A 25,300-nucleotide genomic window follows, 5' to 3' on the forward strand; every position below is an offset into this window, starting at 1 on the left:
CAATGCAATAACAATAAAACTGCGAAAGCGGAGCAGATATTGTATTGAAAGAGCATTCATTAAATTTTAGCAAAGCGAGCAAAAATACAGCCTGCCATCCACTGTAGCTGAAACTTTGGGTATAGCCGCTGGGGCTGGTGATGCCGAGCGTGATTGTACTGCCCAAGTTGCAACTGAAAACGAAAAATAGGGGCAAGGTACAGACATGCCCTACCTATTGTTTTTCCTGAAAGGAAAAATCACTTCACTATTTTAATTCCCAGTAACTTTGCAAAAGGCATAAGAACAAAAACTAAAAAGAACACGCCGAACAATAATAAAATTAGCTTCTCAATCCAATATGTATGTTCAGGGTAAAGCTCAATAAAATAGTCAGTTAGCGTTCTAAAGCTGTAACTCAGCAGTATCGAAATGGATAAAATTGCTGCATATTTGAGTGCAGTTATATAGTTTATTTTGAACATGTGCATTCTTGATCCTTGTTCCACTCATCAATAGCCCAGCCTGAAGTTTGATTAGCCAAACCGCCTGCGGCACCTGCTAGCCCACTACGAACAAATGAACGACCTCCGGACCTTACCCAAGAGCTACTTCCCCGGTTCCCTAAGTTAGGATTCATTATTGCTTCAGTAGCGCCACCAGCTAATCCGCCAAGAACAGTCCCCTCCCAACTAGCAAGCCCGCCCAAGACAAAACCTGCACCGGCACCAGATGGAGAAAACCGGCCACTACCAAAACCACCTGCAATGGCTCCAGTGACAGCTCCTCCAGCCTCCGAACCGTAAAAATATCCTACGCCAGCATTTAGTAAGCCTAATCCAATTGCGATTTTGGGATCACGAAAGTTGACTAAAGCACTAGCAGCGCCTCCTGCAAAGCCAGTAATTCCATTTTTGGCATCTTTAGATATACAAATTAGTCCCGTTGGGTCGACATAGATCAAAGGATTCCCACCAACATAAGAATAAGTATTCAATCCACCCACCAAACCAATAGGGTTTGATTGCAGGTATCTGCCTAAAGTCGCATCGTAATCCCTGAAATAGTTATACCAGCTGGCTTTTTCAGAGTCCCAGTACTGCCCTGGACAAAATCGCCGGGAGCGATTTTGAACATGCGCAGCATGGCCCGCAGGGCGAAGGGCAGGATGCCCGGAGTAAAACCAATATTAAACTCGCCAATACTTGTACTTAACACAGAGCGGTCAAAAGCCTCCAGCTTAGCCCGCCAGACTATTGCTTTGCTGGCATTGGTAATGACTTCTGGCCTGCCTAAATGGTCGTTGTGCACAAAATACAGCTGGTTGTTCAGAATATAACCCACCACCTGCCCAGCAAAATAAATGTACTGTTTGGTGGTGCCTTCGGCCAGTAACTGACCTTGTGGGCTGTAAATAAAGCGGGTTTCAGTGCTGCCGACTTTTTTATACACCCGCTGGCCCAGCGCGTTGTATTTATACTGGGTGGTGCCCGCAGTCACCATTCTGTTATCGTCGTTATAACTATAAGTAATGGTACTGCCATTGAAGCGTTTTTCACTGATGACATTACCGTTAGCGTCATAACCAAAAACTCGTGTTTGGCTGCCTTTAGTGACGTTGGATAAAGGGTTTGAGTTTGTCGCCAGAGTGTAAGTTTCAGCGATAGCACCAGTGCGGCTGGTTCTGTTGCCCAACGCATCATAGCCAAAACTATGGTTGCCCAAGCCGCTGCTGGTGATGCCTGTTAAACGGTTTAGTTTGTCATAACTAAAGCTTTGGCTGTAGCTGCTGGTGATGTGATGGGTGATGCCGCTGATATTGTTATTAGCATCGTAACTAAAACCCAAACCCTGAACAGCAGCAGTGCTAATTCCAGTCAGACGCATAGAGCCGTCGTAGCTTTGATGACGTTTTAACGCATTGCCATAAGTCCACTCTTTTACAGCGCCAAAGGGCGTATATTTAATGCCGCTTAACAACCGTAATGCCAGTTCCCTCGTTTTGGTTGTTGTATCAGCAAAGCTAACTTAGCTTGAGCATGGTGTCTTTTTCAACTAAGGCCTGGTTGAATGTGATCAATCCGCATCGCATGCTTTTTCGCCCTGTGGGCAAAGTAATAGGCCAGGCAGGGCAAAATAACACTGTCTTGTGACGCCAAAGCAGCCGATAATACAGAGAGCGGGCAGTTGAGGTGGTTATGAATTTGTTAAGTCGGTTGCACAAGGCGCCGATCCGGGTCTTGAGGTTACAGCGGCGTAAAAGTATGTCGCGAATTCGCTTCAGCATGATTCGGCTCAGAATGGCCTTGTCACAAGAAACCGAAGAAACCAAACGTATGCTGATTATTTATCAGCGCTCTTTGCAAGGCAAAGCGACTCAGGCTGAGTTACGTTTCGCTAATCATCAACTGGTGGACGTACTCAGAGCCACAGGTTTGGGTATTTTTGCTGTGTTGCCTTTTGCTCCCATTACTATTCCAATTTTAATTAAAGTTGGTCGTAAACTGGGTATCGAAGTCTTGCCCAGTTCGTTCCAGCCCAAAGCGGAACGGCCGAAAAAGACTATGGATTAGTGTAGCGTCAACACTAACTCTTCTATTACTGCTGCGTCCGATTCCGAATTAAACACCGCCACCAGCGTTTTGTTGTCCAGATACAGTTGTATTTCATGCCCAGAATCAAAAGCATCCGGGTACTTTGTCATAAACTCAGCTTTGGTGAGCGGGTAGCCTTCGGCAACAACCAATTGCTGTAGCTCTTTGGCATTGTGCTGGCCAAACATGGATTCCCCCAAACGCAGCTTAGCCAGTCGGTCATGGCTGTACTGCAATGACAGATAGTTACCTGCGACCAGCCAACTGCCATCTATACCTTTGTGCAATTGATGAACAGGGACCTGTGCCAGCAGACTATTTAAGGTTATTTAACCTGAACTCGGGATAATGAGTGTCGAAATTTTTTAGTTTCATCATATAAATCATATGGATACACTAAGTCATTTAAGTCACTTAAGTCTTTGTTGACTGAATGCGCAGATTTTTGCGTCTATCAAGGCGTTTTGTCGTACGCCATAGCGCGCTATGGTTAGACAAAGCAACGCTGAGAGGCCCGAAAAGATGCCCGTTCAGTGGCGCTGCTTATCCCGAGTTCAGGTTATTTAGATCAGAGCCTGAGTCAGGGCTGCCTTTTCGTTGTCGTAACCAGTTTTGAATAGGCTTCGATGAGTAAGTTGCTGTAGTAGCCGCTGTTTTTTCTGCCCCAGATAAAGTAAAACCTGTCAGTAACTGCTCTGTTGTATTGGTGTTGTTGTTCTTAAAGCTTTCGAACTGCAAAACTAATTGACGTTGGTTGTGTTGCTGTACCAGATATCCGGCTTGTTTTTGAAACTGGCCCGGCAGCGTGGCTTGCACCATGGACTTCTGGCTTTTTTAGCGGGACCTTACCTTCAATGCTCCAGCTGGAGTTGTCGTAGGAGTCGCGCAAATCAATGCGATTCAGAGCGTAGTTTGACAGCAAATCTGAGTCTGTTGAAATCCACAGCAAGGTGTCAGCAAAGGTCAGCCAGAGTTTGCGGCCATAGCCCCACATTTGCTGTTGATTATTCAGTTGGATTTGTACTGAAGGTTGTCCTAATAACGCCATCACCTGCGCTTTGCTCTGGCCCGGCACTACACCGGCACTACACCGGCACTACACCGGCAACAGCCTGCTGCACAGACACTATGTAATTGGCCGGATCTTTATCAAGATCCACAGGGGCGCTCTGATGTATCAGCAGTTGTTTTGCTGTGACTGAAATGAGTTTGGTGCTTTTTATAATTTTGTGGCCGCTGGAGTTATAGGGCGGCTCGCTATCGCTCAGGGTTGTATTGTCAGCACAATAATTCAGCAATTTTGCAGTTACTTTTACTGTTGCTGTGTGGTCATCATTGTGGCGATTTTGGAACTGAACCGGAGCGCTTTGTGCTACTTTTTCAATGGTCAGAGCATCAGCACCTGAGGCAGCTGCCTTTTGCTGCAGCAATAGCTGTTGAAAGCGCGGTACAGCGCTTAATTCTGCCATAGCATCATCTGTTTTAAGCCTGGCACTAACAACGGCTGGCTCAGTGTGCCCGGAAAAACATTCAGGGTAATAGTCCAGAATTTCAGGTAAAGCAGCCGCAGCTAAAGTTGCACAGAACAAGCTGCTAAGGGCAACGCAAAGTGCTGCAGAGACCAGAGTGGTCTTCATAAAGCATCCTGTTTGCACGCTCTAACAACTATTGGTCTGCTCAGCCGGCGGATTTTTTTCCTTTCAATTTTTGCAGCAGCTGATCATGTTCAAACCAGACCACAAAAATCAGTGAAAGGGCAAAAGGGATCAGCAGATAAAACAGGCGGAATACTAATAAAGCAGCTATCACATCTGCGGGGTCTACATTGGGTAGGGCTAATAAAAACATCACTTCCAGCACACCTAAACCGCCAGGTGCGTGAGACAACAAAGCTGCTGAAAAAGAGGCCAGAAAAATCCCCAACACCATAAAATACCCAGGGTTGCTTTGTTCTGGTAAGGCGAAATAAATAATGGCCGCAGCTGCTAATAATTCCAGTGGAGCCACTACCAGTTGTTTGCAAATCAGTGAAAAACGTGGGTACTCCAGTTTGAAGGTCCACAAATCGATGCAACGCTTTTTCATAAAGCTGCCCCATAAATACAGGACCACCAGAAATAGCATGGCGCCGCCAAGCCATAGGGCAACCCCCTCTGGCAAGGCACTATGGAATAACGCCGGTAAACCCGGCTCAATCAACAGCACAATACCTGCCAACACAATAGTGCCCAACGCAAAAGTAAAAGAGCAAAACGCCACCAGAATGCCTACTTCGGCTGGAGTTAAACCTTGTGAACGATAAGCTCTGTAGCGCACTACAGCACCTGAAAACACCGAGGCTCCCAGGTTGTGTCCTATGGCATAAGCAGTAAAAGAGGCAACGGAAATAAAGGTCCAGGATACTTTTTTACGCAGGTGGGACAAAGCCAGCCTGTCGTAACCCGCTAAGGCAACATAGGCAAATACAGTGGCTAAACCAGCCATCAGCCAGCCATGTAAGGAGATAGCCTCTAAACTGCGGACTACATCGTCGTATGAAATACCTTTGAGCTGTTCTATCAGTACGTAGACAGAAAATACTACTGCGGCCAATCCTATCAATGGCCATAGGTAGTCTTTTTTAATCATGGTTTCAATCCTTGCCTGGTTGCTGCTTTAGCCAGAATAGGCGGGACAACACCATGACTGCTCTTATTAAAGTCTGGAATTTTGCAACCAATATTCCAGACTTTACCCTGATTACTCAGACTTGGTGTTTATTGTCACAACGGCTTTGACAAGTGAAACCGCTGTTGCTTTGTTTAACTGCCTTTAATGGTCATGATGGCTACTATAGCTATCAACACCGGCGATACTACAGCAGCTAATAACCAGTAAATCTTTTGTACTGCAGCTGGCACTTCACCGGCCAGAATAGCTTTAATTTCTGGCCACACCCGCCAGCCCACAAAAGCGGCAGCAAACATACCACCCAGAGGCATCAGTACATTAGAGGCCATAAAGTCCATGGCATCAAAGGGAGTTTTTCCGAAAATAGTATAGCTTTCCATGCCACCGCCAAAAGACAAAGCAGCCGGAATACCCAACACCACATAGTTTACTACCGCAACCACTATAGTGGCGGTTTTACGCTGCATGCCATATTCGTCAATCAGGAATGCCACTACAGGCTCCAGAATCGAAATGGACGAAGTGACAGCAGCGAATAACAATAAACTGAAGAAAATCAAAGCTAACACCTGGCCGCCTGCCATTTGAGCAAACAAGGCTGGCATAGTGATAAAGGTTAAACCTGGGCCTGCGGCAGGGTCGACGTTAAAGGCAAATACAGCAGGAAGAATCATTAAACCAGCCATGACTGAGGCTAGTGTGGCTAAACCTGCAATCCATAAACCAGCATTGACTACCTTGGTTTCAGGGCTTAGATAAGAGCCATAAGCCACCATTAAACCCGCACCTACAGATAAAGAAAATACGGCTAAGCCCAAAGCGTCTAACACCATTTTAACGCTCAGTTTGCTCCAGTCAGGAGTAATGAAGTACATCACACCTTCAAGGGCTCCAGGCAAGGTCAGGCTGCGCCATACCATCACCAGCATCAATGCAAAAAGGGCAGGCATCAGAATTTTACAAATACGTTCAATACCAGACTGTACCCCTGCAATCACAATCACAGCGGTAATCATCATAAACAAAGCGGTATAGATCAAAGAGGACGTTGGGTTAGCGATAAAATGGGTAAAAGTATCACTTAACACTTTGGCGTCAGTAGTCAGCACAGTGCCCTGCACGCTTTGTACTATATAGGCGATAGTCCAGCCTCCTACCACGCAGTAGAAACCCAGAATCAAAAATACCCCAAGTACGGACAACCAGCCCGCTATATGCCAATAGCCTTTGCCTAAAGCCCTATAGGCTGAAGTGGCTGATTTTTTGGCGGTACGACCTATCATCATCTCTGCCAGCAACATCACCACACCCACAGAAAATACGCAGGCCAGATACACCAGCAAAAAAACACCGCCGCCATTGGCTCCGGCAACATAAGGGAATTTCCAGATTGCGCCAAGGCCCACTGCAGAGCCTGCTGCCGCTAAAATAAATCCGATACGCGAACCCCAGCTGCCGCGTGTTGTCGAGTTAGTCATGCTTATCTCTTATATTAGTTATAGTGTTTTGGACCTTGTCTATCTGCTGACTCATGGGTAAGACAAAATGAGCCTGGAAGTTGCAGAAGTTACACCTTAGTGCTGCAGCAAGATAGAGGAATTCTGGGGCAAAAAGCAACCAAAAATCCGCCACTGTCATGGATCTATAGTTAAAATCAGGTTAATTAAGGCCTGTTGAATTAAAACACTGAACGAAATTGATGTGAAGAACGTTCTATAGACTGAGAGAGTTGCCAGACCCGGAGTCACGAATGCGTTTTAAACTAATGATTTGGATTGTTGTTATGAGCTGTAGTTTAACTTTTGGCCTGGCCAAAGCCTCGGCCCGAACTAATAGTGTTGAGTTTCCTGCAGGCTTACCCTGGCTGAATGTGACACAACCTTTAACCATGCAGCAGCTAAAAGGCAAGGTAGTACTGCTGGATTTCTGGACCTATGGCTGCGTCAACTGTATTCATGTGATCCCTGATTTACACAAGCTGGAACAGAAGTATGGCCATCAACTGGCGGTGATTTCAGTGCATTCGCCAAAATTCGAAAACGAAAAGCAACTCAGCACTTTAACCTCTATTGTAAGGCGTTACGGCATGCAGCATGCGGTGGTGAATGATGTTGAGTTTCAGCTCTGGCGCTCTTATGCAGTCCGGGCTTGGCCTACTTTTGTTCTGATAGGGCCGGATGGCAAATATGTGGGTCAAACTTCAGGTGAAGGTCGTTATGATGTATTGGATCAGGCGATTGACCAGTTGCTGGCTGAGTTCAAAGGTAAGCCTAATCTCACACCTTTGCCGATTAAATTAGTGGACCCCTTAACTACTACTCTGGCAGCGCCCGGCAGTGTCACTGTGGATGAGCGCTATATTGCCATCAGTGATACTCTGCATAACCAAATAGTGCTGATGGACCATCAGGGCAAGCTGGTGAAACGCTTAGGCTCTGGTATAGCTGAACTCAAAGATGGCCAGAGTGACAGCAGCGCTTTTGCTTCGCCTCAGGGGTTGGTGCTGACTGACAAGGCTTTATATGTGGCAGATACAGGCAATCATGCTATTCGTCGTATCGATTTAACGACCTTTCAGGTCAGCACCCTGGCCGGCAATGGTGAACTGGCGCAGGGCCGTTTAATCTCAGGTTCAACTCCAACTCAAGTGTCTTTGCGTTCCCCATGGGATTTAGCGCTGGATAACAATACTTTGTATATCGCCATGGCGGGTAGTCATCAGATCTGGACTCTGGATTTAAAAAGCGCAGAGCTGAAGGTGTTCGCTGGTACAGGGCAGGAAGCATTAGTGGATGGCAAACGTCGTGATTCTGCTTTTAATCAGCCCAGTGGTTTAGCCTTAAGAGGTAATAAATTGTGGGTGGCAGATGCCGAAGCCAGTGCAGTACGGCAAATCGATTTAAGTTCAGGTAAAGTCGATACCTTAGTGGGGCAGGGCTTATTTGAGTTTGGTTTAAAAGATGGTGCTTTTAAACGGGCCCTGCTGCAACACAATAAAGATGTGGTGGTGCTGGATAAAAACACTCTGGCGGTAGCTGATACCTACAATCATAAAATCAGACTGCTGGATTTAGACGAGCAACAGGTGATGACACTGAGTTTGGGCACTGAACTTAACGAGCCAGGTGGTTTGGCGGTGTTTAATAGTCAGCTGTATATAGCCGACACCAATAACAATAGGATCCTCCGCTGGCAATTGAAAGAGCAGAAATTGTCTGAAATTCAGGTGCCTGCTTCGGCTAAGGCAGATACAAAGCCAAAGTAAGTGGAGTCTGTACGCTGATGTGGTTACACTAAAAGCAGAATAGTTGGGAAACTCAAAATGCGTTTAGATAAGTTTATTTGTGATTGTACTGGTCTGACCCGCAGTCAGGCCGGTAAAGTAGTGCGACAAAAGCTGGTGAAAGTGAATGGCGAAATCGCCAGGCAACCGGCGTTACAGCTCAAGCCTTCCGATCAGGTGTTTTTAGAAGACGAGCAGCTACAGCTGATAGGTCTGCGTTACATAGTCATGCACAAGCCTGCTGGCTATATCTGTTCAACTGAAGACCCGGACCACAACACTGTCTTCGCCTTGATGGACGAACCTTTAATCGAACGTTTACATACTGTGGGCCGCCTGGATTTGGATACCACAGGTATGGTGCTGATCACAGACGATGGACAGTGGTCACATAAAATCAGTTCGCCTAAACATCATTGCCCTAAAACCTATCGAGTATGGCTGGCCGACCCTGTGTCTGAAGCTGTCATAGCCGAATTTGCTGCAGGCATTATGCTGCGTGGTGAAAAAGACTTAACTAAACCAGCGAAGCTGGAAATCATCGATCCTCATCAGGTTTTGCTGACGATCAGTGAAGGTCGTTACCACCAGGTGAAACGTATGTTTGGCGCTATCGGCAATAAAGTCGAAAAACTGCACCGCGAACAAATTGGCGCTTTGCCACTGGACCCGGATTTAGCTGAAGGTGAATACCGCTATTTAACACCTGAAGAAGTGGCGTTGTTCCTTTAAATGAATGGGGGATCCCTCAGGGTCAGGCCTTGAAGGGATCCCTCAGGGTCAGGATCCCTCAGGGTCAGGCCTTGAATGTTGAATCTGAATTCAACATTCAAGGCCTGACCCCCATTCAGTTTGTGACCCCCATTCAGTTTGCCCCCCATTCAGTTCATCTGCAATTCATTCAGCTTTCTTATACTTCTTATCGACACGGCAGCAAAAGCAAGAAATGGCATAGTCTGTTACACCTTTTAACATGATGTATGAACACTTCGCCTTGGTCTGCAACCAGCTGTCCGTTAAACTATGCAGGTCTAATCTCATTTGGTGTTATGGAGTTTTATATGTCAAAAATGAAAATCGCTGTTGCAGCCTTAGCTTTAGGTGCTCTGGTTTTATCAGGCTGTTCTGCTACTCATACGGCAATCAGCAAACGTAATCTTGAAGTTCAGACCAAGATGAGCGACACCATCTTTTTGGACCCGGTAGCAGATGACAAGCGTACCGTATTCATTCAGGTTCGAAACACTTCAGATAAACAAGGTTTATCCATTGAACCTCAGATCATCGAAGCAGTGCAGGCCAAGGGTTACCGTGTAGTACGTGATCCTGAACAAGCTAACTTCTTGTTACAAGCTAATGTGTTACAGGCAGGCCAAACCGACCTGCGTGCTCAAAATGAAGCCTTTGGTGGCGGTTTTGGTGGTGCTTTGGTTGGTGGTGCTATAGGCAATCAGTTTGGCAGTGGCAGTGGCCGTGCTGGCGCTACTGTAGCAGGTGCTTTAATTGGTTTAGCCGCTGACGCTATGGTGAAAGATGTGCACTACAGCATAGTCACCGACCTGCAAATTTCTGAGCGGGCGAAAAAAGGTGTAGTGGTTTTGGAAGAAAACAAATCCAGCCTGAAACAAGGCAACAGTGGTTATAAAAATGTAACCTCGACAGAAGAAACCGAATGGAAAAGATACCAAACCCGTATTATGTCTTCTGCTAATCAGGTCAATATGGAATATGCTGAAGCCGAACCAGAGTTAGTCAAAGGCTTGATGCGTTCAATTTCCGGTATTCTTTAACCCGTTGTTTTTGCAGCCGCAGCGGCGTTGACCACCTGTTTTCGCCTTGCTGCAACTGCAATGTCTTTGGGGATGAACCCTGAATTTTAATTGAAACTTTGATTTCTCAGTGGCTGCTGTTTTGTTGTCTTCGGCGGCCACTTTTTATTCGCACCATCCATGGCGCTCCCCCTTCGGGCCATCGTCGCTTTGCTCCAATGTTAAAAATGGCTCCATGCCATTTTTTATTCGCACCATCCCTGGCGCTCCCCCTTCGGGCCATCGTCGCTTTGCTCCAATGTTAAAAATGGCTCCATGCCATTTTTTATTCGCACCATCCCTGGCGCTCCCCCTTCGGGCCATCGTCGCTTTGCTCCAATGTTAAAAATGGCTCCATGCCATTTTTTATTCGCACCATCCCTGGCGCTCACCCTTCTGGCCATCGTCGCTTTGCTCCAATGTTTTTATAACCTCTTCTGATCCATCTTACTTCCTCTGGATTCTCACCGATGTGACTGCAAGCCGCTGTATTTCATCGGCTATATGATTTCGCTGAAAGTTTTTGCTTGATCGCCCTGTCTTTGTTAGCTGTATATATTGCAGTGATTCAGAAAGGATGGTCCATGAACAAAATAACTTTGTCTTTACTGCTGGCGTTAAGCCCAGCTTTGTACGCCGCTGAACAAGCTACTCCTAACCAGTTTATTGACGTATTCGCTAAAATTTTTGGTGAACATAAAGGCGAACGTAAAGGCCATGCCAAGGGTTTTTGTGCTGTCGGTAGTTTTCAGGCTTTGCCTGATGCAAAAAACTTCAGTTCAGTGTCCTGGTTATCTGGTGAAGCTGTGCCTGTGACTGCGCGTTTTTCCATGGCAGGCGGCAACCCGAATGCGCCGGAAAATGCGCGCTCTCCTCGTGGTTTAGGTGTACAACTAAAAACTGCCAATGGTCAAATCCAGCATTTTGCTATGCTAAACACGCCGGTTTTTGGTGCCAAAGATCCGGAGAACTTTTTAGGCTTACTACAAACTCTAATTCCGGACCCCGCCACTGGCAAACCTGATCTAGCCAAAATTCAGGCCTTCCGCGCAGCTCATCCTGACACCCAAGCTCAGGCTGAGTATTTAGCGAAAAACTCTCCGCCCTGGAGCTACGCCACTACGCCTTATTTTGGTATTCACACTTTCTTTATCAAAGACAATAAAGGGGTGGAGCAAAAAGTCCGTTGGCACTTTGTGCCCAAAGACGGCGTGAAGGGTTTAACTGACGCTGAGATCCAAGCACCACCAACAGATTTCCTGCAGAAGCGACTGGCAGAGCGGTTAACCAAAGGCCCAACGAACTGGATTATGCAGCTGGTGCTGGGTGAAGCAGAGGATACTGAAACCGATCCTTCGGTGCTGTGGCCCAAAGAGCGCAAAACTCTGGATCTAGGGCTTTTATCCATCACAGAACAAGGTGGAGAAGCCTGTACAGGCATTAACTTCGATCCAAATGTGCTGAGTGCTGGTGTGCGTGCAAGTAGTGACAGAGTGCTGCAAATGCGTTCTCCGGCTTATGCTATTTCATTTGGTAAAAGATTAACCAACCAGTAGGGGGTTGATCGCTAAATTGAATGCACCAGGCGGGTGCATTCGTATGCAGTCTGGCCCTGTGGCCTGAATTTGACTAAGCTGGGTCAAACTCAAAAAACAGGGATCTTCGAATGCTGAATAAATCATTGCTCGCGCTGGCGTTAGCCGTCGCTTTAACTGGTTGTGGCAAAGCGCCAGAACAAGCCAGTACTACTAGTGTTGCAACACCAACAGCTGTTACTCAAAGTACAGCTGAAGCTATTAACGCCACAAAACCCTGGTGGCAGGACGCAGTGTTCTATCAAATTTGGCCTCGCAGTTTTTACGATACCGATGGCGATGGTACAGGTGACTTTAAAGGCATAGAGGCTAAGCTGCCATACCTGCAGGATTTGGGCATTAACGCCATCTGGCTAACGCCTATGTTTGAAGCGCCTTCTTATCATGGTTACGACTTCACCGAATTTTATCAAGTAGAACAAGATTATGGTTCTATGCAGGATTTTGAGCAATTGGTGCAGGCCGCCAAAGCTAAAAATATCAATATTATCCTCGATTTAGTGATCAACCATATTTCTGACAAACATGACTGGTTCCAGCGTTCTGCCAAAGGCGAAGCACCTTATGCTGACTATTTTGTTTGGCGTGATGAAATGCCAACTGATGGTTGGGGTCCGGCCTGGAGCGCTGAAGTAAAACCTGAAACCGTTTGGCACTACAACGAAGAACGCAAAGCCTGGTACTACGCTGCTTTTGGCGCATCGCAGCCTGATCTGAATTTAAAACACCCTGATGTGATTGCCGAAATGAAAAAGATGGCCAAATTCTGGCTGGACAAAGGGGTTGCTGGTTTCCGTTTAGATGCAGTGCGTTATGTGCAGGAAGATGGGCCACAGCAACGTGCTGATACCCAGGGCACGATCGACTATTGGGTCGACTTCACCCAATACGTCAAAAGTGTCAAGCCGGACGCTTATCTGGTGGCTGAAGCCTGGGTAGACTTACCTATAGCAGCCAAATACTGGGGCGATGGCAAAGGTCTGGATGCTGGTTTTGATTTTGAATTCGGCTACAAAGTGCTTGAGCTGTTAAATGTCGGCAAACAAAATGCTGAGTTTGGCACTATGCAGCAAGCTGCTGGTCCGCAAGCTGACAATCTGCTGATGGCGAATTTGCAGCAACGTAAAACTACTTCGGCACCAATGGAGTTTTTCAGCCCTTTCCTGACTAACCATGATCAGCCGCGTTTAAGCTGGCAAGTAGGGCAGGATTTTAATAAAGCCAAGCTGGCTGCGGCTTTGCTGTTTAGCTCACCGGGCACTACGTACATTTATTACGGCGAAGAAATTGCGTTAACTCAGGCATCTGACAAAGAGCATTTACACCGCCGCTCGCCAATGTTCTGGGACAACAGCGCTCAGGCTGGCTTTAGCTCAGCTGAAAAAGTTTGGGTGCAACGTGATGATTTATTCCCACCTCAGGCTGAAAGCAGCTGGTGGACACCTTTCCTGACTGCTCAGCAACAAGGCCCAAATAATGTGGCTGCACAGCAGGCGGATGAAAAGTCTGTCTGGTCTTTGTATCAATTCCTGATCAAACAAAAAGCCGAACGTGCTGAGTTTGGTATAGCTGGGGATTACAAAGCGGAGTTCTTAGCGGATGGTAAGTTGCTGAAAATTGTTCGCTCTATGGGCGATAAACAAAGCCTGATGCTGCTGAACTTATCCACTGACACTATGGCTGTCCCCGCCGATTTAGTGCCTGCAGGCTTCACAGCGACCTGGCAGGAAGATGAAACACCAGAGTTAAACGCACACCAACTGCAAATCTGGCAAAACTAACAAAAATGGGGTCAAACACATAAGTTACGCCTAACTTATGTGTTCTGACCACATTTTCAGGTCGACATAAAAACTGCTGCCCTGACCCAAGGTACTTTCAAAGGCCAAGCTGCCGCCGTGCTGTTCAATAATAGATTTACTGATACTCAAGCCTAAACCCGTACCACCAAAGTTACGCACGTCTGAAGTGTCGGATTGACTAAAAGGCCGGAAGATAGAAGCCTTAAATTCTTCTTCTATACCAGGGCCCTGATCGATAATGGCAATACGGATTTGCTCATTCTGTTGGCTCACCTGAATGTTGACCAGCGAATCTGCAAAAGAAAACTTTGCGGCGTTAGATAGCAAATTGGCCAGCACTTGCATCAATCTGTTGCTGTCAGCCCATACCCATAGATCGTCAGATACCGCGCCCAGCTCCAGCCTCACTTTGTGTTGTTCGGCATAACCGGCCATCTGCTCTACAGCACAGTGTAATAACGGCTGTAACTGTACTTTGGCGAAATTAAACGTCATCTGGCCTGCTTCAATTTTTTGCATATCCAAAATGTCATTAATCAGCCGGATCAGCCGTTGGCTGTTTTGTTCCGCCAGTTCCAGCATGGCGCGAATTTTTGGATCGGGCTCACCCAGCGCGTTGCCTAAAATTAAGCCTAAAGCGCCGTGGATAGAGGTTAAAGGAGTTCGAAGTTCATGGCTGACGGTAGAGACAAAACGGTTCTTCAGTAAATCCAGTTGTTTACGGGCGCTGATATCTTCATATACTGAGATTCCAAAGGTCAGCTCGCCATGTTCATTGTAACCGGGCCGGCCCCAGGCTTGGATGTGGCGGCGCATCCCGTTTTTCTCAACTTCTATATCCTCTGTCTGGCTAATCTCACCCACCAAAGCTTTAGCTGCCGGCATCTGATCTGGCGGATAAATTTTGTTGGTGCCTGCCATAAAAGCCACAGGCAGCTCAGGTTGGGAGCCTAATAATTCTTTGGCTGCTTTATTATGGTAATAAGGCTGCTGATCTTTCCCCACTACCACTATGCCCATAGGCAAATCATCTATCCACTGCCGAAACTGATGCTGAGTAGTGGCCTGTAATGATTGCGTATAGCTGACGAAGGTGCGAATCACGACAAAAAATACAATACAGTTCACTATGATGTAAGCGGCCCATGAGGCGGGTTCGGCCACATAACGTGTGATACTGACCGGAATAGCCAAATAACCTGACATAAAACCAAAAGCTGTACCCAGCAAGCTGAACAGAGTAGCAGTAGCCAATATCAGGGCTACTCTGGTTTCAAACAATACATAAGCGACTAGGCAGCTTAATACCAGCCACCACATACCGGGCGAAGCAAAACCAAAAGTTAAAGCACCAGGTAATCCAACGGCCCAAAACACCAGAATCAACAAGCCACCTTTTAACTGCAGCGGCATTTTGTGGCACAGCCAGGCCCCTGTTATCAACAAAACACCCACAGCCAGATGAACAGTGTAAACAGTCAACCAGCCGGTATTTAAGGAGCGCCACATAGAAAGAGGTACAGCAACAATAGCGATGAGCGCAAAGCTGCGCCATAGAGAGTTACTAAACTGGTGGCGAATTTCACTCAGTTTTTGCTGTAGCTCTGTTGTCGAATTGCTTTGGGGCTGGCTCAAAAATCCATGTCTCTGCAGTTGGAAGGCCTTCACTCTAACCAGCAGTGTAACAAGGTGCAATCTATCCTTTGGATTGACAGCAAAATAAAACTCCAGCAAGCGCTTCTTGCCCCTTTATCAGGAATTTTTCTGACTAAAGCTGCTGAAAATCGCACTGCAGAAGGCTTAACCTCAAGCCATGCCGTATCTTAGTATCCCAGGCAAAGCTCTGGTCAGCTTGTCTGATTTCGAGCAAGCTAGCGTCGAAGTTGTTAAAAGTTTCGATGCATTGGTTGCAAGTACTACTGAATTCGGGCTACAACTACAGAGTGGCTAAGTTCGAAAAAAAGCCGTTCACCTGTTGGTCAGGCGTAGTTCTGACCCACCATCATGAAGGAGCTTCAATGCGTTATGTCTGCATCAGTCTGTTGTTGTGGTTCAGCGCTGTTACTTTTGCTGTTATGCCACTGTCTGATCAATTTATTGTCGATGGAGTGCCGCATGATGTGGATAGCAGTCCACTGGAAAAACTCTACCCTCCCGAACAAATTCGGCTAAAGCTGACTACCCAGCCAGGTTGTGCAGCAGATCAACAAGGTTATCAGGGCGTATGGGAGTTAAAAGACCAGCAATTGTTTTTAAATACCTTGCGACAACGGGATTGCAACAGTGCTGCAGCTTCCCATATCAACCCGCAGCTGTTGTTCAGTGAAAAGCAGTACCCGCTGAAAGCCAACTGGTTTAATGGTGCCATTAAAGTGCCGTTAACCGACAAAGATTATAAACACTGCCTGACCGACCAAGGCTCAGACGAAACCATAGGTTATGCCTATCTGGCTATGGTGTATGAGTTTATTGCTGGTGAGCTGGTGAAACAGTCGGAGCAGATTGTCACTGAAAATTGGCAAAGACCCCGTAGCAACTGCGCAAAAGTGCCTACAGCGCGGGTTTAATTCCACAAAAATCGTAGGGGCGGGGTTTATCCCCGCCCGTCTGAAAATCCAATCCGATGTTTAGAGCTCTAAGTCCCAAATAATTGGCATATTGTCGTTTACAGCTGGAATTTCGCCTGAGTTCTGTTTTTGCTGCGCCGCCTTTTCCGCAGCCAGTTGCGCCAGCTTGGCATCGCGCCTTGCTCTGCGTTGTTCCAGTAGTTTTAGAATATGGGAACGTTCAGCCACAGGCTTATTGTGCCAATTAAAGCGTTCATCACGCGAGCGCAAACAGCCGAGGCAATAGCCTCTGCTGTTATTTTCGCAAACCCCAATGCAAGGATTGGGTAAGTCAAACAGCTCTAATTGATCCATCGCGCTCAATCAACAACACTCTGAATTAAGATTCTGGCTTATTCTGCCTAAAAATGCAGCTTTTGTAATTTTTTTACAAAAATTGGCGAAAAGCAAAAATAGTTGTTGACTAAAGATGTGTAGACGGCTATTTCTATAGGCATAAATTTTCGGCACCTAACGTAAAAACACCGCCGAAGTAAAAAATATACTTAACCAAAGAGTTAAAATTAAAAAATGCGTTTAGCTTATATTCTGAACATTATTGTGGTCCTCGTAATCGTGGTGATTAGTCACTGCGGGGGCTCGCGTTTGGAATTTTAAGCAGCAAAAAATTCTCAACAAAACCCCCGCACCGAAAGGTCCGGGGGTTTTGTGTTTTAAGGTCCCCGGAAATTTCGAAACAGGTTTTGTTGTACTGACAACAACACGATAAATGCCCAAAGCAACTGACATTGCAGGGCCAATGAAAACAAAAACCGTAGGGGCGGGGCTTGTCCCCGCCCGTCCAGCAGGTGAGCTGGAGCTGGATAGTTTTCATCAGTCAAAGCAATGTCGGTTACCTAGGGCGCAATGAAATAAGGACGGGATGATGAAAGGCGCAGAACTGGTGATCAAGCTGCTAGAGCAAAAGGGAGTCGAACATATCTTCGGCTATCCGGGCGGAGCTATTATGCCAATCTACGACGCGCTGTATCAGAGCAAGGTCAAACACTACCTGTGCCGTCATGAACAGGGTGGGGCTTTTTCTGCCATAGGCTATGCCCGCAGTTCAGGCAAAGTGGGCGTGTGCATGGCCACTTCAGGCCCTGGCGCGACCAATCTTGTCACCTCCTTAGCCGACGCTTTATTAGATTCTGTGCCTTTAGTGGCCATTACAGGCCAGGTGTCACAAGCCGTGATGGGCACAGACGCCTTTCAGGAAGTCGACGTTTTAGGCTTAAGCCTGGCTGTGACCAAACACAGCTTTATGGTGACAGACGTGACCGAACTGGAGCACACCTTAAACGAAGCCTTTGCATTGGCCATGTCAGGCCGCCCAGGCCCTGTATTAGTTGATATTCCAAAAGACGTACAACTGGCCGAAGTGCAGTTTAAGCCACGTTTAGTGGAAGAAGCCGCAACAGCCCAGCAGCAGTTTTTGCCTGCCGCTGCTTTGGATCAGGCGCGCTTATTAATCCAAAACGCTAAACGCCCTATCGCCTACATTGGAGGTGGTGTGCATATGGCCGATGCGGTACCGCAGCTGCAAGACTTTTTAGCGAACAGCGCTATGCCTTCGGTCACCACTTTAAAAGCCATGGGCACAGTGCCGCCATCGAATCCGTATTACTTGGGTATGTTGGGTATGCACGGCACACAGGCGGCTAATTTGGCGGTGCAGCAATGCGATTTACTCATCTGCTTAGGCGCCCGTTTTGATGACAGGGTGACAGGCAAACTGGCTGCTTTTGCGCCGGATGCCAAAGTCATTCATATCGATATAGACCCGGCCGAGCTGCACAAATTACGCCGTGCCGAATGCGCCATGCTAGGCGATTTACGTCAGCTGTTGCCTGCGATGTCAGTACCCACTCACTGCGAAGACTGGTTAAAACATTGTGTGAGCATGAAGCAGCAACATGGCTGGCGTTATGACCACCCGGGCGAGCGTATTTTTGCGCCTTTAATGCTGAAACAGTTAAGCGAACGTATGCCGGACAATGCCGTCGTATGCTGCGACGTAGGCCAACATCAAATGTGGGTAGCGCAGCATATGAGCTTTAGTCACCCGCGCAATCATTTAAGCAGTGGTGGTTTAGGCACTATGGGTTTTGGTTTGCCAGCAGCCATAGGTGCACAGTTAGCCAGGCCAAAAGATACGGTAGTCACAGTCAGCGGTGACGGCTCTTTTATGATGAATGTGCAGGAACTGGGCACCATCAAGCGCTTCCGTCTGCCGGTGAAGATCGTGATTGTGGATAACCAGCGCTTGGGTATGGTGAAACAATGGCAAGAGCTGTTTTTCAACGAACGCTACAGCGAAACCGATTTATCCGACAACCCGGATTTTGTCTCTTTAGCTGCTGCTTTTGCTATTCCTGGCCATAGCATCAGCCGTAAAGATGAAGTTTTACCAGCGCTTGAGGCCATGTTTACCTGGCCTGGGCCATACATATTACACGTTCGGATCGATGAAACAGATAACGTCTGGCCCTTAGTACCGCCAGGAGCCGCCAATCAGGATATGTTAACGGAGAAAGCGCTATGAACCATGTATTAACCATTCAGACTAAAAACCAACCTGTGGTATTAGAGCGGTTATTGCAGGTCACCCGTTACCGTGGCTTTGAAGTGGCAGGCATGGAAATGAAACCTATGGCTGATTTCAGCGGTTTGCTGGTGACGCTGTCTATCGTCAGCGACAAACCTATCAGCCTGCTGACCAATCAGCTAAACAAGTTATACGATATCGACTATCTGGATTGTGTGGAGTCAGAACTCACACAAACCCAAGCCAGCTCAATGCGGGCTTAAATTACGATGGGGTCAGGCCTTGAATGTTGAATTCAAATTCAACATTCAAGGCCTGACCCCCAACAAACAGACTAAATCGGAGCAACAAGACAATGCCAAAGTTAAGATCAGCCACCACTACCGAAGGCCGCAATATGGCGGGAGCCCGTGCTTTATGGCGTGCCACAGGGGTAAAAGATACCGACTTTGGTAAACCTATTATTGCCGTCGTGAACTCTTTCACCCAGTTTGTGCCTGGCCATGTGCATTTACGCGATTTAGGCAAACTGGTGGCTGAAGCTATTGAAGAAGCGGGTGGCATCGCCAAAGAATTCAACACCATCGCCATAGACGATGGTATCGCCATGGGCCACGGCGGTATGTTGTACAGCCTGCCGTCCCGCGAAATCATCGCCGATTCAGTGGAATATATGGTCAACGGCCACTGCGCCGACGCTATGGTCTGTATTTCCAACTGCGACAAAATCACCCCTGGCATGTTAATGGCTGCGCTTCGCCTGAATATTCCGGCCATTTTTGTCTCTGGTGGCCCTATGGAAGCGGGCAAAACCAAACTGTCGGACCAAATTATCAAGCTGGATTTAGTAGACGCTATGGTGTCCGCCGCTAACCCAAATGTCAGCGATGAAGACAGCGAAAAAATTGAAAAAAGCGCCTGCCCAACTTGTGGCTCGTGCTCTGGTATGTTTACTGCTAACTCGATGAACTGTTTAGTCGAAGCTTTAGGCTTAGGCCAACCTGGCAATGGCTCTATGCTGGCGACCCACGCCGACCGTAAAGCGCTGTTTATCAGTGCTGGTGAGCGCATTATGGACTTATGCAACCGCTGGTATAAACAAGACGACGCCAGCGCTTTGCCTCGCAGTATCGCCAATAAAACCGCTTTCGAAAACGCCATGATGCTGGATATCGCCATGGGCGGTTCTACCAATACAGTGCTGCATTTATTGGCGGCCGCTATTGAAGCCGAAGTCGATTTTGGTATGAGCGACATCGACAGGTTATCGCGCATAGTGCCGCATTTATCCAAAGTGGCACCGAGCACGCAAAAATACCATATGGAAGACGTACACCGCGCCGGTGGGGTTATTGCCATTCTGGCCGAATTAAACCGCGCTGGTTTATTAAACCCTAACACCCCTCATGTGGCCGGTACTTCTTTGGGTGATGTGTTAGCACGCTTCGACATTATGACCACTCAGGATCAGGCGGTAAAAGACTTCTACCGCGCTGGCCCTGCCGGTATCCGCACCACTCAGGCCTTTTCACAAAGCTGCCGCTACCCCACTTTGGACGACGACCGCGTTGAAGGTTGTATCCGCAGCAAAGAACACGCCTATTCACAGGACGGTGGTTTGGCTGTGCTGTACGGTAACTTAGCGCCTAACGGCTGTATTGTGAAAACCGCAGGTGTGGAAAAAGAAAATTTAGTGTTTAACGGCCGCGCCCGTATTTTTGAAAGCCAGGACAGTTCAGTAGCTGCCATTCTGGCCGGTAAAATTGTCGCAGGCGATGTCGTGATTATCCGCTACGAAGGGCCAAAAGGCGGCCCAGGCATGCAGGAAATGTTGTATCCAACCAGTTACTTAAAGTCGATGGGCTTAGGCAAAGCCTGCGCCTTAATCACGGACGGCCGTTTCTCTGGCGGTACTTCGGGTTTATCCATAGGTCACGTATCACCAGAAGCGGCCAGTGGCGGCGCTATTGCCTTAGTAGAAGAAGGCGACGCCATCGCCATTGATATTCCAAACCGCAGCATCGCCATTGGCGTCAGTGATGCCGTATTAGCAGAGCGCCGCGCCGCTATGGAAGCCAAAGGCAAATTAGCCTGGAAACCAGTCGACCGCGTGCGCTCCGTCAGCCCAGCGTTAAAAGCCTATGCCATGCTGGCCAGCAGTGCCGACAAAGGCGCAGTGCGTGATCTGAGTAAATTGGAAGAGCTATGAGTGCCGTGAATAAAGAGCCGAGTGCTGTCGATGTTGTAAAAGACACTGTAAAAGACGCGGTAAAACAGCAAGGCAAAACTGCAGCCGACTGGCAGCGCCCCGCGCCTAATCCAGCCTTGATGCAGCAGTATTTACGGGAAATTTTATTGTCGCCTGTGTATCAGGCGGCGATAGAAACCCCGCTGCAAGCTATGCCAAAACTCAGCCAGCGTATTGGCCAGCATGTGCTGTTAAAACGCGAAGATATGCAGCCTGTGTATTCGTTTAAAGTGCGTGGCGCTTTTCACAAGTTGCATAAAGTGCGTGAGCAGTTTTTAACCAGTAGTGCCGCCTCCGGCGGCCAGGCGGCGCCAGCTGTAGTGTGTGCATCTGCAGGTAATCATGCGCAGGGTGTGGCTTTATCCGCCAGCAAACTAGGCCTGAACGCCACTATTGTGATGCCTATCACTACGCCGGAAATTAAAGTAGCAGCAGTCAAAGCCCTTGGCGGTAAAGTGCTGCTGCATGGTACTGCCTTTGACGAAGCCAATAAGTTCGCCATTGAGTTATCCCAAACTCAGGGCGCTACCTATATTCCACCTTTTGACGATGCCGACGTGATAGCAGGCCAGGGCACAGTCGCCAAAGAGCTGTTAAGCCAACATAACAAACTGGACGCAGTATTTATTCCGGTCGGTGGCGGTGGCTTATTGGCTGGTATGGCTGTGTATATAAAAGCCGTGATGCCGGGCGTAAAAGTAATAGGCGTAGAGCCGGACGACGCCGCCTGCTTAAAAGCCGCGATGGACGCGGGCGAGCCTGTGACTTTAGACAGAGTAGGGCTTTTTGCCGACGGTGTGGCGGTAAAACGCATTGGCACTGAGAACTTCAAACTGGCGCATTTATACTGCGACGATGTGATCACAGTCTCCAGTGACGAAATTTGTGCCGCCATCAAAGATATCTTCGACGACTTACGAGCCGTAGCAGAACCTGCTGGTGCTTTGGCTTTAGCTGGCCTGAAAAAATATGCGGCTACTGCCGACAAAGCCGAGCGCAGCGGAAATCAGCCACAGAATTTAAGCGCAGTACTGAGTGGCGCTAACCTGAACTTCGACACCTTGCGTTATGTGTCGGAGCGCTGCGAACTGGGTGAGAAAAAAGAAGCGGTATTTGCCGTCACTATTCCGGAAGAAAAAGGCAGCTTCCGCCGTTTCTGCCAAACCTTAGGCGGCCGCGCCATCACCGAATTTAACTACCGCTACGCCAGCGACAACAAAGCCCATATTTTTGTTGGTATCAAACTACGCCACGGCGCGGAAGAGCTGCAACAGGTCAATCAAGCCTTATCAGCAGCAAGCTACGACTATCAGGACTTATCCGACGACGAACTGGCCAAACTGCACGTCCGCCATATGGTCGGCGGCATGCCACCACGTTTAGTGCAAGAGCAGGTCTACCAGTTCAACTTCCCGGAATACCCAGGCGCACTAATGAACTTCCTCAACACACTAGGCGAAAAATGGAATATCACTTTGTTTCATTACCGTAATCATGGAGCAGCTACTGGTGATGTACTGGCTGGGTTTGAGATTGCTGATCATGTCGAGATTGCTGAGCATTTGGATACTTTGGGATATGAGTATCGACTGGTTACTAGTAATGGGGCTTATAAGGTGTTTTTGACGGCGGGGTGAGGGCAAGGGGATACATAAACGTTGGCAATAAAGCACTAACCAGAGTAAGACTTATGCTCGGTTTTTAAATGTCATGAACTTTTACGTTGCCAACATTTATGCATCAAATATGCTTCAAATACCTAAATGATTTCTCCATTTCAATTAGACCTTCGTAAATATCACTGAAATATGCTAAGGCTATTGACGGGGATGGAATTGGAGTAGATATGTTTTTCAAATCAGTATGAGCTAGTTTGTTCCTCTCCTTTTTCAGGATGGACAATGTTGCCTCGAACTTTGCTAACTTACCCAAATCGCATCGTGATTCTACTTTTTCAAAATTAACCATTCCTATGACATGTGCAACTAGAGGTTTGAAGTTGCTATCGTAGTCAAAACTTGAATTGCGTTTTACTTTTTCCAAGAGTTCTTTAGTGTTTTTGTCTTTATTCATTTTCTTTGACAATCTGATGATAATGTTGTCCATTGAAATTTCAATCCAACCGCATAGCTCAAGAATGGCAAACTTGCTATAAAGCGCCACTAGAGCGTTGTTGTTCGTTGACTGGTTATATGATTTTAGTGCCAGTTTGAGGCTTCTTTCTATGTATGATTTGGCTATCATTTTAACTAAAGCATTTAATCGATGATTGAATTCTAGATGTTAGTTTTCCTTTCTTCATTATCCCCTCGGAAAGCTCTTTAGTCGAAAGTTCTGAAAGATTTGAAAATTTCAATAACTTAGCAGATATTGTTTGGTCGTCACATGTTTTTAAAGAGTCTAAATTGCTATTTATTGCTACAATCAGTGATTCTAAAGCCGCAGCACCAAATTTATATTGGCCCCTTACAATGCAACGATCGACTATTTCTAGTGATTCATTAAATGTTCGTATTTTTTCTGCAATAAATTGATTATTAGGGGTTCGGTTTTTACGCATGTAGTTGTTTAAAAATTTAGATAACTCACCTTCATAGTCCTGTATGCCGTCAGTAAAAGCGAATATTCTAAGTATTAGTTCTACTCTCCGGTATCGTTCTGATTGCACAGAATTTCCAGTTTTTTCGTTAACTGAGACCCAAGTTGGGTCTTTGTCTAATTCTTTAATTAAGTTATTTAAAGTGCCTGAAAATATGCAGTTCCTGATTTCTTGATTGTTTAGTTTCATCCCTCCAGAATTCAATCTATGAAATATCATGAATAGATAATTTGCGTGGTTCTCTTTTTTGGGGTCGCATCTAAGCACTGTCACAGGTATGCTTGTGTTTTCTAATCTTACTTTAAGTTTATTTAGGGCCGTCCCTTTCACATGGAAGTCTGCAGCTTTGACACCTGAAATTCGAGGGTCAACATCATCAAGTTTTGATAACGTCCAGTCTGAAAGAGGGTCTAGAAACTTAATTATGCTTGTTATTCTCTGTAGCCCATCAATAACTTGCCATTCTTCGTTTTCGTAATCGTAACTGAAGCATAAACTAGGGATTGGTAACTGTTTTATTAAAGAATCAATAAATCTGGTCTTTGATGGTCCCTTCCAAACCTCCTCTCGTTGAAAATCAGGCTGTATGTCCAATGTTTCACTGGTATACATGCGGAAAATATCTGCGCATGACCTTAACTCGTTGTATGCAACAACATCGCTAGGGGGATTCTCCTGAAAGTCGCTTTCATTAAAGCTGTTTTCTTCCTCATTTATAGTTTTAATCACGGCGTTCTCTTTAAAATTTATAGTCTAGTTAGCTCTAATATTACCACTAATAAGTTTTATTGCTTCACGAATGAAAACCTGGGTCAAGTCTTGCCCTGTGCCCCAGTTAAATCTTAAGTTGCGGCGGAATAAGCAGAAGGTATGAAGCGGGAGATCTAAAGGCTGAAACGCCAAGAAGAACTGAACTGCCAAACTTCCTTTTCCGGCAACCTATCTATGGTTGTTACTCGTTTAGAACCAAGTTAAAGCAGCTTTAATTGAACAGCAAGCTGTTTTTCGGGACTTGCAGCGTATCAAAGGCTTTAAACTTGGGTTTTGTCGTGCTTGACCTATTTGGCTTTCCCGCAGCGACGCCTGATTTCTGTGCGTTGTTCTATCGAATCTGGAATCTTGATAGTTTCCACCAGTTTTTGCTCTGTTATTTTATAACTTCTGGTTTCATCCCATTCAAACCCATCATTATCTGAAAAATGCAGCGACACAGAGATTTCACTGTCGCTTATTACCTTAATAGATTCCACTGTAGCTATTTTTTCCCAATAACCAAATTCGTTGTTATCTATATGAATTAAATCTATATCATCCGGTACTTCACAGTTGCTATTCCAGGTGCCTTTAAATGCTTCGGGCAGTAGGTTCGTAGCCTGAGCCTGAGTGCTAATCAAGAGAGTACCTAATATAGCTAGTGCTGCTATTCGTATCATAAAATTCCCGAAAATCGGTGTCAGGTCTTGCCCTGTGCCCCAGTGAAATCTGAAGTTGCATAAGAAGAATCGAAGGTATGAAGCGGGAGATCTAAAGGCTAAAGCGCCAAGAAGAACTGAACTGCCAAACTTCCT

The 25,300-nt window shown here is 46.8% G+C and carries 23 protein-coding genes and 1 pseudogene; 11 read left to right on the plus strand and 13 right to left on the minus strand.

All coding sequences use genetic code 11. The features are described 5' to 3' along the window. Positions 1–451: 451 nt before the first annotated feature. From EMM73_RS20310 to EMM73_RS20320, 3 genes and pseudogenes are all read right to left on the minus strand, one after another. Positions 452–976 (minus strand): hypothetical protein, encoded by a 525-nt coding sequence (locus EMM73_RS20310; protein WP_261373350.1) that lies wholly within the window; start codon positions 974–976, stop codon positions 452–454. Then, positions 977–1,045: pseudogene (locus tag EMM73_RS20315) on the minus strand (RHS repeat-associated core domain-containing protein); the annotation flags it as partial. Next, on the minus strand, positions 1,018–1,866 hold the full coding sequence (locus EMM73_RS20320; RefSeq protein ID WP_261373353.1) for an RHS repeat domain-containing protein: 849 nt from the start codon (positions 1,864–1,866) through the stop codon (positions 1,018–1,020). The gene EMM73_RS20320 and the pseudogene EMM73_RS20315, both read right to left, overlap by 28 nt. Before the next feature lie 377 nt (positions 1,867–2,243). Here EMM73_RS20320 and EMM73_RS07895 point away from each other — a divergent pair, with 377 nt between their 5' ends. Next, positions 2,244–2,552, plus strand: coding sequence for a hypothetical protein (locus EMM73_RS07895; RefSeq protein WP_261373351.1), 309 nt, complete (start codon positions 2,244–2,246; stop codon positions 2,550–2,552). On the opposite strand, the gene EMM73_RS07900 is transcribed toward EMM73_RS07895, so the two are convergent. The 5 genes from EMM73_RS07900 to EMM73_RS07920 all read right to left on the minus strand — a co-directional run bounded on the left by EMM73_RS07900 (position 2,549) and on the right by EMM73_RS07920 (position 6,721). Continuing rightward, positions 2,549–2,860 carry a hypothetical protein gene (locus EMM73_RS07900; RefSeq protein WP_127685903.1) on the minus strand — a complete coding sequence of 104 codons (312 nt, stop codon included), beginning with the start codon at positions 2,858–2,860 and terminating at the stop codon, positions 2,549–2,551. The two genes, EMM73_RS07895 and EMM73_RS07900, sit on opposite strands and share 4 nt — an antisense overlap. A 256-nt stretch (positions 2,861–3,116) precedes the next feature. Then, positions 3,117–3,392, minus strand: a complete 276-nt coding sequence (locus EMM73_RS07905; protein WP_145987562.1) for a hypothetical protein — start codon at positions 3,390–3,392, stop codon at positions 3,117–3,119. Between the two features lie 266 nt (positions 3,393–3,658). Further along, positions 3,659–4,210, minus strand: a complete 552-nt coding sequence (locus EMM73_RS07910) for a hypothetical protein (RefSeq protein WP_127685905.1) — start codon at positions 4,208–4,210, stop codon at positions 3,659–3,661. A gap of 40 nt (positions 4,211–4,250) precedes the next feature. Beyond that, positions 4,251–5,201 carry a lysylphosphatidylglycerol synthase domain-containing protein gene (locus EMM73_RS07915; protein WP_127685906.1) on the minus strand — a complete coding sequence of 317 codons (951 nt, stop codon included), beginning with the start codon at positions 5,199–5,201 and terminating at the stop codon, positions 4,251–4,253. 173 nt (positions 5,202–5,374) lie between these two features. Continuing rightward, entirely contained in the window at positions 5,375–6,721 is a 1,347-nt protein-coding gene (locus tag EMM73_RS07920) for a sodium-dependent transporter (protein ID WP_127685907.1), read from the minus strand. A gap of 272 nt (positions 6,722–6,993) precedes the next feature. On the opposite strand from EMM73_RS07920, the gene EMM73_RS07925 reads away from it, so the two are divergent. The 5 genes from EMM73_RS07925 (at position 6,994) to EMM73_RS07945 (ending at position 13,710) form a co-directional block, all read left to right on the plus strand. Then, positions 6,994–8,508: a thioredoxin-like domain-containing protein gene (locus tag EMM73_RS07925; protein ID WP_127685908.1), complete on the plus strand. Its 1,515-nt coding sequence runs from the start codon at positions 6,994–6,996 to the stop codon at positions 8,506–8,508. 57 nt (positions 8,509–8,565) lie between these two features. Further along, positions 8,566–9,258: a 16S rRNA pseudouridine(516) synthase RsuA gene (gene rsuA, locus EMM73_RS07930; protein WP_127685909.1), complete on the plus strand. Its 693-nt coding sequence runs from the start codon at positions 8,566–8,568 to the stop codon at positions 9,256–9,258. A 329-nt stretch (positions 9,259–9,587) separates the two neighbouring features. Next, on the plus strand, positions 9,588–10,316 hold the full coding sequence (locus EMM73_RS07935; RefSeq protein WP_127685910.1) for a complement resistance protein TraT: 729 nt from the start codon (positions 9,588–9,590) through the stop codon (positions 10,314–10,316). A 602-nt stretch (positions 10,317–10,918) separates the two neighbouring features. Continuing rightward, positions 10,919–11,890 (plus strand): catalase family peroxidase, encoded by a 972-nt coding sequence (locus EMM73_RS07940; RefSeq protein WP_127685911.1) that lies wholly within the window; start codon positions 10,919–10,921, stop codon positions 11,888–11,890. A 110-nt stretch (positions 11,891–12,000) separates the two neighbouring features. Next, a complete protein-coding gene (locus EMM73_RS07945; RefSeq protein ID WP_127685912.1) occupies positions 12,001–13,710 on the plus strand; it encodes an alpha-amylase family glycosyl hydrolase in 1,710 nt (569 codons plus the stop codon). Positions 13,711–13,740: 30 nt separating this feature from the next. Here EMM73_RS07945 and EMM73_RS07950 read toward each other — a convergent pair whose 3' ends face one another. Continuing rightward, a complete protein-coding gene (locus tag EMM73_RS07950; protein WP_127685913.1) occupies positions 13,741–15,366 on the minus strand; it encodes a sensor histidine kinase in 1,626 nt (541 codons plus the stop codon). Between the two features lie 263 nt (positions 15,367–15,629). On the opposite strand from EMM73_RS07950, the gene EMM73_RS07955 reads away from it, so the two are divergent. Beyond that, positions 15,630–16,298: a hypothetical protein gene (locus tag EMM73_RS07955; protein WP_127685914.1), complete on the plus strand. Its 669-nt coding sequence runs from the start codon at positions 15,630–15,632 to the stop codon at positions 16,296–16,298. 60 nt (positions 16,299–16,358) lie between these two features. Here the strand turns inward: EMM73_RS07955 and EMM73_RS07960 are convergent, their stop codons facing one another. Beyond that, a complete protein-coding gene (locus tag EMM73_RS07960; protein WP_261373352.1) occupies positions 16,359–16,652 on the minus strand; it encodes a DUF1289 domain-containing protein in 294 nt (97 codons plus the stop codon). A 571-nt stretch (positions 16,653–17,223) separates the two neighbouring features. On the opposite strand from EMM73_RS07960, the gene ilvG reads away from it, so the two are divergent. The 4 genes from ilvG (at position 17,224) to ilvA (ending at position 22,770) form a co-directional block, all read left to right on the plus strand. After that, entirely contained in the window at positions 17,224–18,882 is a 1,659-nt protein-coding gene (gene ilvG / locus EMM73_RS07965; protein ID WP_127685915.1) for an acetolactate synthase 2 catalytic subunit, read from the plus strand. Beyond that, complete coding sequence (gene ilvM / locus EMM73_RS07970) at positions 18,879–19,148, plus strand: acetolactate synthase 2 small subunit (RefSeq protein WP_127685916.1); 270 nt, start codon at positions 18,879–18,881, stop codon at positions 19,146–19,148. Before ilvG ends, ilvM begins: the two co-directional genes overlap by 4 nt. A gap of 92 nt (positions 19,149–19,240) precedes the next feature. Continuing rightward, entirely contained in the window at positions 19,241–21,094 is a 1,854-nt protein-coding gene (gene ilvD, locus EMM73_RS07975; RefSeq protein WP_127685917.1) for a dihydroxy-acid dehydratase, read from the plus strand. Between the two features lie 119 nt (positions 21,095–21,213). Beyond that, on the plus strand, positions 21,214–22,770 hold the full coding sequence (gene ilvA, locus EMM73_RS07980; RefSeq protein WP_127685928.1) for a threonine ammonia-lyase, biosynthetic: 1,557 nt from the start codon (positions 21,214–21,216) through the stop codon (positions 22,768–22,770). Positions 22,771–22,873: 103 nt separating this feature from the next. On the opposite strand, the gene EMM73_RS07985 is transcribed toward ilvA, so the two are convergent. The 3 genes from EMM73_RS07985 to EMM73_RS07995 all read right to left on the minus strand — a co-directional run. Beyond that, positions 22,874–23,377, minus strand: coding sequence for a hypothetical protein (locus EMM73_RS07985; protein WP_127685918.1), 504 nt, complete (start codon positions 23,375–23,377; stop codon positions 22,874–22,876). 1 nt (position 23,378) lies between these two features. Next, positions 23,379–24,461, minus strand: coding sequence for a DUF262 domain-containing protein (locus EMM73_RS07990; protein ID WP_186435162.1), 1,083 nt, complete (start codon positions 24,459–24,461; stop codon positions 23,379–23,381). A 329-nt stretch (positions 24,462–24,790) separates the two neighbouring features. Next, positions 24,791–25,300 (minus strand): hypothetical protein (locus EMM73_RS07995; protein ID WP_222422628.1); only part of this gene is annotated, 510 nt, incomplete at its 5' end.

Source organism: Rheinheimera sediminis (genome assembly GCF_004005375.1).
In the GTDB taxonomy this organism is placed as follows: Bacteria; Pseudomonadota; Gammaproteobacteria; order Enterobacterales; family Alteromonadaceae; genus Pararheinheimera.

What these genes read in the sequence shown, in the direction of transcription:
- EMM73_RS07910 (WP_127685905.1), bottom strand. Translation starts at nt 4,210, where the DNA reads ATGAAGACCACTCTGGTCTCTGCAGCACTTTGCGTTGCCCTTAGCAGC.
- rsuA (WP_127685909.1), top strand. Translation starts at nt 8,566, where the DNA reads ATGCGTTTAGATAAGTTTATTTGTGATTGTACTGGTCTGACCCGCAGT.
- EMM73_RS07935 (WP_127685910.1), top strand. Translation starts at nt 9,588, where the DNA reads ATGTCAAAAATGAAAATCGCTGTTGCAGCCTTAGCTTTAGGTGCTCTG.
- EMM73_RS07905 (WP_145987562.1), bottom strand. Translation starts at nt 3,392, where the DNA reads ATGGTGCAAGCCACGCTGCCGGGCCAGTTTCAAAAACAAGCCGGATAT.
- EMM73_RS07940 (WP_127685911.1), top strand. Translation starts at nt 10,919, where the DNA reads ATGAACAAAATAACTTTGTCTTTACTGCTGGCGTTAAGCCCAGCTTTG.
- ilvD (WP_127685917.1), top strand. Translation starts at nt 19,241, where the DNA reads ATGCCAAAGTTAAGATCAGCCACCACTACCGAAGGCCGCAATATGGCG.
- EMM73_RS07960 (WP_261373352.1), bottom strand. Translation starts at nt 16,652, where the DNA reads ATGGATCAATTAGAGCTGTTTGACTTACCCAATCCTTGCATTGGGGTT.
- EMM73_RS07955 (WP_127685914.1), top strand. Translation starts at nt 15,630, where the DNA reads ATGCATTGGTTGCAAGTACTACTGAATTCGGGCTACAACTACAGAGTG.
- EMM73_RS07920 (WP_127685907.1), bottom strand. Translation starts at nt 6,721, where the DNA reads ATGACTAACTCGACAACACGCGGCAGCTGGGGTTCGCGTATCGGATTT.
- EMM73_RS07895 (WP_261373351.1), top strand. Translation starts at nt 2,244, where the DNA reads ATGTCGCGAATTCGCTTCAGCATGATTCGGCTCAGAATGGCCTTGTCA.
- EMM73_RS07925 (WP_127685908.1), top strand. Translation starts at nt 6,994, where the DNA reads ATGCGTTTTAAACTAATGATTTGGATTGTTGTTATGAGCTGTAGTTTA.
- ilvG (WP_127685915.1), top strand. Translation starts at nt 17,224, where the DNA reads ATGAAAGGCGCAGAACTGGTGATCAAGCTGCTAGAGCAAAAGGGAGTC.
- EMM73_RS07945 (WP_127685912.1), top strand. Translation starts at nt 12,001, where the DNA reads ATGCTGAATAAATCATTGCTCGCGCTGGCGTTAGCCGTCGCTTTAACT.
- ilvA (WP_127685928.1), top strand. Translation starts at nt 21,214, where the DNA reads ATGCAGCAGTATTTACGGGAAATTTTATTGTCGCCTGTGTATCAGGCG.
- EMM73_RS20320 (WP_261373353.1), bottom strand. Translation starts at nt 1,866, where the DNA reads ATGCGTCTGACTGGAATTAGCACTGCTGCTGTTCAGGGTTTGGGTTTT.
- EMM73_RS07985 (WP_127685918.1), bottom strand. Translation starts at nt 23,377, where the DNA reads ATGATAGCCAAATCATACATAGAAAGAAGCCTCAAACTGGCACTAAAA.
- ilvM (WP_127685916.1), top strand. Translation starts at nt 18,879, where the DNA reads ATGAACCATGTATTAACCATTCAGACTAAAAACCAACCTGTGGTATTA.
- EMM73_RS07915 (WP_127685906.1), bottom strand. Translation starts at nt 5,201, where the DNA reads ATGATTAAAAAAGACTACCTATGGCCATTGATAGGATTGGCCGCAGTA.